This window comes from Ramlibacter sp. (assembly GCF_035627355.1).
Lineage (GTDB): Bacteria > Pseudomonadota > Gammaproteobacteria > Burkholderiales > Burkholderiaceae_C > Ramlibacter.
Genome location: NZ_DASPLW010000006.1, coordinates 23066 through 29986, shown reverse-complemented (window position 1 = coordinate 29986; position 6921 = coordinate 23066). Strand labels below are relative to the sequence as shown.

At 69.5% G+C, this 6921-nt stretch carries 4 protein-coding genes; 1 reads left to right on the top strand and 3 read right to left on the bottom strand.

The window, feature by feature from the left end:
* A partial coding sequence (locus VEC03_RS01360; protein WP_324912328.1) for a DNA topoisomerase III occupies positions 1-2253 on the top strand: 2253 nt, incomplete at its 5' end.
* A gap of 93 nt (positions 2254-2346) precedes the next feature.
* On the opposite strand, the gene VEC03_RS01355 is transcribed toward VEC03_RS01360, so the two are convergent.
* The 3 genes from VEC03_RS01355 to tkt form a co-directional block, all read right to left on the bottom strand.
* Complete coding sequence (locus VEC03_RS01355) at positions 2347-3576, bottom strand: adenylate/guanylate cyclase domain-containing protein (RefSeq protein ID WP_324912327.1); 1230 nt, start codon at positions 3574-3576, stop codon at positions 2347-2349.
* Positions 3577-3683: 107 nt separating this feature from the next.
* Entirely contained in the window at positions 3684-4685 is a 1002-nt protein-coding gene (gap, locus tag VEC03_RS01350) for a type I glyceraldehyde-3-phosphate dehydrogenase (protein ID WP_324912326.1), read from the bottom strand.
* 122 nt (positions 4686-4807) lie between these two features.
* Complete coding sequence (gene tkt, locus VEC03_RS01345) at positions 4808-6898, bottom strand: transketolase (protein WP_414708442.1); 2091 nt, start codon at positions 6896-6898, stop codon at positions 4808-4810.
* Positions 6899-6921: the final 23 nt, after the last annotated feature.

Below are 6921 nucleotides of genomic sequence, written 5' to 3'. Positions count from 1 at the left end.
TGGGAGATCCACGGCAGCTTCCTGGCGGACGCCGGCGAATATCCGGGCAAGTGGTTCGACCCGAACTTCCGCAAGGACCCGGAAGATCCCGAAAAGCGCGCCGACCGCATCTGGAACGAGAAGGATGCGCGGGCCATCGCCGACGCGGTGCGCGGCAAGGCGGCCACGGTCACCGAGGAATCCAAGCCGACGACGCAGGCCGCGCCCGGCCTGTTCGACCTGACCTCGCTGCAGCGCGAGGCCAACGGCCGCTTCGGCTACTCGGCCAAGACCACGCTGGCACTGGCGCAGTCGCTCTACGAGCGGCACAAGGCGCTGACCTACCCGCGGACCGACTCCAAGCACCTGCCCGAGGACTACCTGCGCACGGTCCACCAGACCATGGGCATGCTGGCCGACAGCGGCATGGGCCACCTGGCGCCGTTCGCGCGGCAGGCGCTGGACAACCAGTACGTCAAGCCGACCAAGCGGGTGTTCGACAACAGCAAGGTCAGCGACCACTTCGCCATCATCCCGACGTTGCAGGCGCCGCACGGCCTGTCCGACGCCGAGCAGAAGCTGTACGACCTGGTGGTGCGCCGCTTCCTGTCGGTGTTCTTCCCCAGCGCCGAGTACCTGGTCACGACCCGCATCAGCCAGGTGCTGGGCCACAGCTTCCGCACCGACGGCAAGGTGCTGGTCAAGCCCGGCTGGCTGGCGATCTGGGGCAAGGAAGCCGACTCCGGCGATGCCTCCGACGAAAGCAGCCGCACGCTGGTGCCGGTGCAGCCCGGCGAGATGGTGCGCACGGAGTCGGTGGAGGCGCGCGGCCTCAAGACCCGCCCGCCGGCGCGCTACTCGGAAGCCACGCTGCTGGGCGCGATGGAGACCGCCGGCAAGAACATCGAGGACGAGGAGCTGCGCGATGCCATGCAGGAGAAGGGCCTGGGCACGCCGGCCACCCGCGCCGCCATCATCGAAGGCCTGATCAACGAGAAGTACATGCTGCGCGAAGGCCGCGAGCTGATCCCCACGGCCAAGGCGTTCCAGCTCATGACGCTGCTGCGCGGGCTGGGCGTGGAGGAGCTGAGCCGGCCGGAGCTGACCGGCGAGTGGGAATACAAGCTGGCGCAGATGGAGCATGGCCGGCTCTCGCGCGACGCCTTCATGCGCGAGATCGCGCAGATGACCGAGCGCATCGTGCGCAAGGCCAAGGAGTACGACCGCGACACGGTGCCGGGCGACTATGTGACGCTGGCGACGCCGTGCCCCAATTGCGGTGGCGTGGTGAAAGAGAACTACCGCCGCTACGCCTGCGCCGGGCGCAGCGGCACGGGCGAGGACGCCTGCGGCTTTTCCTTCACCAAGATCCCCGCCGGGCGGCCGTTCGAAGTCGAGGAGGCCGAGCGCTTCCTGCGCGACAAGCGCCTGGGCCCGCTGGAGGGCTTCCGCTCCAAGGCCGGCTGGCCTTTCACCGCCGAGATCGCCCTGAAGTACGACGAGGACGAGAAGAACTGGAAGCTGGAGTTCGACTTCGGCGACGAGGCCGACCCCGCGCAGACCGGGGAACTGGTCGACTTCAGCGGCCAGCAGCCGCTGGGTCCCTGCCCCAAGTGCGGCGGGCGGGTGTTCGAGTGGGGCAAGAACTACGTCTGCGAGAACGCCGTCCCCACTGCTGTCCATCCCACGCCCAGCTGCGACTTCAAGAGCGGCCAGGTGATCCTGCAGCAGCCGGTCGAGCGCGAGCAGATGGCCAAGCTGCTGGCCACCGGCAAGACCGACCTGCTGGACAAGTTCGTGTCCATGCGCACCCGCCGCCCGTTCAAGGCCTTCCTGGCCTGGGATGCCGAGGCCGGCAAGGTCAACTTCGAGTTCGAACCGCGCGAGGGCAAGTTCCCGCCGCGCAAGGGTGCGGCCGGCAAGACGGCGCGCGAGCCCGCAGCGAAGTACGCCGGCAAGGCGGCGGCCAGGACGGCGGCGCCGGCCGCGAAGGCGCCCGCTGCTGCGAAGAAGGCCGCCGCCAAGCCCAAGGCACCACGCAAGGCCGGCCCCGGCCTGACGCCCAGCCCCGAGCTGGCGGCGGTGATCGGGCCGGAGCCGCTGCCACGCACCGAAGTGATCCGCAAGCTGTGGGACTACATCAAGGCCAACGGCCTGCAGGACGCCAGCAACAAGCGGGCGATCAATGCCGACGACAAGCTGCAGGCCGTGTTCGGCAAGCCGCAGGTCACCATGTTCGAGCTCGCCGGCATCGTCGGCAAGCACCTGGGCTGAGCGGCGCGTTCGGGGGGCCTGCCACGCCCGCTGCAGCAGCGCGGCCGGCTCGGGCGGCGGCTGCATGGGGCGGACCTCGCCGTCGCGGCAACGTCAAGCCGCCTCGGCCCAGGCGACAGCCTGGGCACCGGGGCGGGCCGGCCCCAGCAGCCAGTAGGTCAGCACGCGCCCGCGCCCCTGCAGCTCCACCAGCCCGCGCGCGGTGAAGGAGAAGGCTTCGCCGGCCTGCTGGACCACCGTCTCGCTGACCTGGATGCTGCCGGCGCGGCCGGCCGACTCGAGGCGGCTCGCGATGTTGACGGTATCGCCCCAGACGTCGTACAGGAAGCGCTGCGCACCCAGCACGCCGCCGACCGCCGGCCCGGCATGGATGCCGATGCGCATGGCCAGCGAGGTGCCGTTGGCATGGTTGTAGCCCTCCAGCGCAGCGCGCAGGTCCAGCGCCAGCCGGCACAGCGCCGACACGCCGGCGTGCGACACCACCATGTAGGCATCGCCTATGGTCTTGATCTTTTCCACCCCGTGCCGCTGCACCAGTGCATCGAAGGCGGTGAAGATGTCGTCCAGCACCAGCACCAATGCGTCGGGCGGCAAGCGGCTGGAGAAGGCGGTGAAGCCGGCGATGTCGGCGAACAGCACGCCGATGTTGTCGAACTTGCGGGCCCGCACCCGGCCTTCGCGCTTGATCTCCTCGGCCACAGCCGTCGGCAGCACCTGGTGCAGCACTTCGTCGGCGCGGGCTCGCTCCGCCTCCGCGCGCCGCGTCTCGAGGTACAGGGCACGGTCGCGCGACCAGGTGAAGCGGTCCAGCCACAGGCACAGCACCACCACGCAGAACGGATTGACCAGGCCGGCGGCCACCTGCGCGGGATCCCCGCCATCGCGCAGCCACACCGGCACCGCGATCGCGAACAGGCTGGCGGCATACAGCGGCTGCCGGATGCGCCGTGGCGTGGCCGCCACCGCCGCGCCGAAGGTCATGCCGGCCGCATAGATGGAGAAGTCGCCGCGCAGCCCGCCGTCGGCCATGCCGATCCAGGTGCACAGCGCGATGAACAGCGCGCAGAAGGCGTGCAGCGCCACCTCGCGTTCGCGCAGCGCCGGCCACAGCCGGTCGGCGGCGATAAGCCCCAGGCAGACCGCTTCGGCGGTGAGTTGCCAGGCGATCAGCCATTCGAGTCCGGCCAGGCCCTGCGCCCGCAGCAGCGGTACATCGGTGACCAGCGCCGCCGGCGGCAGCAGCAGGGCCACCACCTTGCAGTAGCGAACGCTCAGGCCCCAGCTCCTGCGGGTGAGCCAGTGCCGGAAGGCCGGATCGTCCATCGCTCCCTCGTCGACCCGCGCACCGGGCGGGCGGAGGGGCACGATAGGGCCGCACCCAGGAAAAACGCGCCCCGAGGGGCGCGTTTTTCATCCGTTCTGACGAACGATCAGCGGGCCGCAACCACCCGGACCATTTCCAGCACCTTGTTGGAGTAGCCCCACTCGTTGTCGTACCAGCTCACCACCTTGATGAAGGTGCCGTCCAGCGCGATGCCGGCGTCGGCGTCGAAGATGGAGGTGCGTGCATCGCCGCGGAAGTCGGTGGCCACCACCTTGTCCTCGGTGTAGCCCAGGATGCCCTTGAGCGGGCCCTCGCTCTGCGCCTTCATCTCGGCGCAGATTTCCTTGTAGCTGGCTTCCTTGTTCAGTTCCACGGTGAGGTCGACCACCGACACGTCGGAGGTCGGCACGCGGAAGGACATGCCGGTCAGCTTCTTGTTCAACTCGGGGATCACCACGCCCACCGCCTTGGCCGCACCGGTGGAGGAGGGGATGATGTTCTCCAGGATGCCGCGGCCGCCGCGCCAGTCCTTGTTGCTGGGACCGTCCACCGTCTTCTGGGTGGCGGTGGCGGCATGCACCGTGGTCATCAGGCCGCGCTTGATGCCCCACTTGTCGTTCAGCACCTTGGCCACCGGGGCCAGGCAGTTGGTGGTGCAGGAGGCGTTGGAGATGATGGCCTCGCCCTTGTAGGTCTTGTCGTTGACGCCGAACACGAACATCGGCGTGTCGTCCTTGGACGGGGCCGACATGATCACCTTCCTGGCGCCCGCGTTGATGTGCTTCTGGGCGCCTTCCTTGGTCAGGAAGATGCCGGTGGACTCGACCACCACCTCGGCGCCGACTTCGCCCCAGTTGAGCTCGGCGGGATCCTTCACCGCGGTCAGGCAGATGCGCTTGCCGTTGACCACCAGCGTGTTGCCGTCGACGGCGACCTCGCCCTTGAAGCGGCCGTGCACGCTGTCGTACTGCAGCATGTAGGCCAGGTAGTCGGGCTCCAGCAGGTCGTTGATGCCCACCACCTCGATGTCGTTGAAGTTCTGCACTGCGGCGCGGAACACCATGCGCCCGATGCGGCCGAAACCGTTGATCCCGATCTTGATGCTCATCTTGCTTTCCCGATGGTTGGACAAATGCTTTCAGCAGCGGCTCCGCGCGGGGCCGCAATGGTTCCGATTGTGCCCACCGGGCTGTTGTGGAGCTGCCGGCAAGGCCTCGTTCGGGCCATGGTTCAACGCGCCAGCGCCGCGCGCACGGTGTCGGCGACGTTCTCCGGCGTGAAGCCGAAGTGCTTGAACAGGACGTTGGCGGGCGCCGACTCGCCATAGGTGTCGATGCCGACCACGGCGGCACAGCCGTACTTCCACCAGAAGTCGGTTACGCCGGCCTCGACCGCGATGCGCGGCAGCGCCGGCGGCAGCACCGACAGCTTGTAGGCCGGGCTCTGGCGGTCGAAGGCGGTGGTGCTGGGCATGGAGACCACCCGCACCGCGACGCCGTCCTGCGCCAGCAGTTCCTGCGCCTTGAGCGCCAGCTGCACCTCCGAGCCGGTGGCGATGATCACCGCCTGCGCGCGGGCCAGGCCCACTTCGCTCGGCTCGGCCAGCACGTAGCCGCCCTTGCTGATGTCCTCCAGCCCGGCCTTGGGCGCGTAGGGCAGGTTCTGGCGCGACAGCAGCAGGGCCGTTGGCCGGTTCATGTTCTGCAGTGCGACGGCCCAGGCGACGGCGGTCTCGGCGGTGTCGCAGGGACGCCAGACGTCCAGGTTGGGGATCAGGCGCAGGCTGGCCGCGTGCTCGACCGACTGGTGGGTCGGCCCGTCCTCGCCCAGGCCGATGGAATCGTGCGTGAACACGTGCACCACGCGCTGCTTCATCAGCGCCGCCATGCGGATCGCGTTGCGGCTGTAGTCGCTGAAGGTCAGGAAGGTGCCGCCGTAGGGGATGTAGCCGCCGTGCAGCGCGACGCCGTTCATGATGGCCGCCATGCCGAACTCGCGCACGCCGTAGTTGATGTGGCGGCCGATGCGGCCCTGCTCGTCGCGCCGCACGTCGCCGGCCGCATCGAAGCGCAGCGGCGGCGTGCTCCTGGTGTTGGTCAGGTTGGAGCCGGTCAGGTCGGCGCTGCCGCCCAGCAGCTCGGGCAGGGCGGCGGTGAACGCCTCCAGCACCAGCTGCGAGGCCTTGCGGGACGCCACGGTCTCGGCCTTGGCGTGCGCGGCCACGGCGGTGTCCACCGCCACCTGCGCGAAGTTGCGCGGCAGCTCGCCCTTCATGCGGCGCAGGAATTCGGCGGCGGCCTCGGGATACGCGGCCTTGTACGCGGCAAAGCGGGCTTCCCACTCGGCCTGCGCCTTGGCGCCCCCGGCCTTGGCGTCCCAGGCGTCGTAGACCGGCTGCGGCACCACGAACGGGTCGTGCGGCCAGCCCAGCGCCTCGCGGGTGAGCTTGACTTCCTCCAGCCCCAGCGCCTCGCCGTGCGCCTTGGCCGTGTTGACCCGGTTCGGGCTGCCCTTGCCGATCTGGGTGCGGGCCACGATCAGCGTCGGCCGCTCGGCGCTGCCGCCCACGCCCTGGCGGGCGTCGGCGATGGCGCGATCCACCGCATCGACGTCATGGCCGTCGATCGGGCCGACCACGTACCAGCCGTAGGCGCGGAAGCGCGCCGGGGTGTCGTCGATGAACCAGGGCGTGACCTGGCCGTCGATGGAAATGCCGTTGTCGTCATAGACCGCCACCAGCTTGTTCAGCTTCCAGGCGCCGGCCAGCGCGCAAGCTTCGTGGCTGATGCCCTCCATCAGGCAGCCGTCGCCCAGGAACACGTGGGTGAAGTGGTCGACGATGACGTGGCCGCCGCGGTTGAACTCGGCCGCGAGCAGCTTCTCGGCCAGCGCCATGCCCACGGCGTTGGTCAGGCCCTGGCCGAGCGGCCCGGTTGTCGTCTCCACGCCCGGCGTGACGCCCGTTTCCGGGTGCCCCGCGGTCTTGCTGTGCAGCTGGCGGAAGTTCTTCAGCTCCTGCAGCGGCAGCTCGTAGCCGGTCAGGTGCAGCAGCGAATAGATCAGCATGGAGCCGTGGCCGTTGGACAGCACGAAGCGGTCGCGGTCGGGCCAGTGCGGATCGGCCGGGTTGTGCCGCAGGTGCCGGTCCCACAGCGCGACCGCGATGTCGGCCATGCCCATCGGGGCGCCAGGGTGGCCCGAGTTCGCCTGCTGCACCGCATCCATGGACAGGACCCGGATCGCGTTGGCCATCTGGACGGCGTCCAGCTTCGCCCCGGGGGTGACTTCGACCGGGGCGGAAACAGCAGAGTGGAGGGACATGGGGGCGCGGCTAGGGGAAACCC

Coding starts and splice junctions, on each gene's coding strand:
- VEC03_RS01355 (WP_324912327.1), bottom strand. CDS start 3,576: ATGGACGATCCGGCCTTCCGGCACTGGCTCACCCGCAGGAGCTGGGGC.
- gap (WP_324912326.1), bottom strand. CDS start 4,685: ATGAGCATCAAGATCGGGATCAACGGTTTCGGCCGCATCGGGCGCATG.
- tkt (WP_414708442.1), bottom strand. CDS start 6,898: ATGTCCCTCCACTCTGCTGTTTCCGCCCCGGTCGAAGTCACCCCCGGG.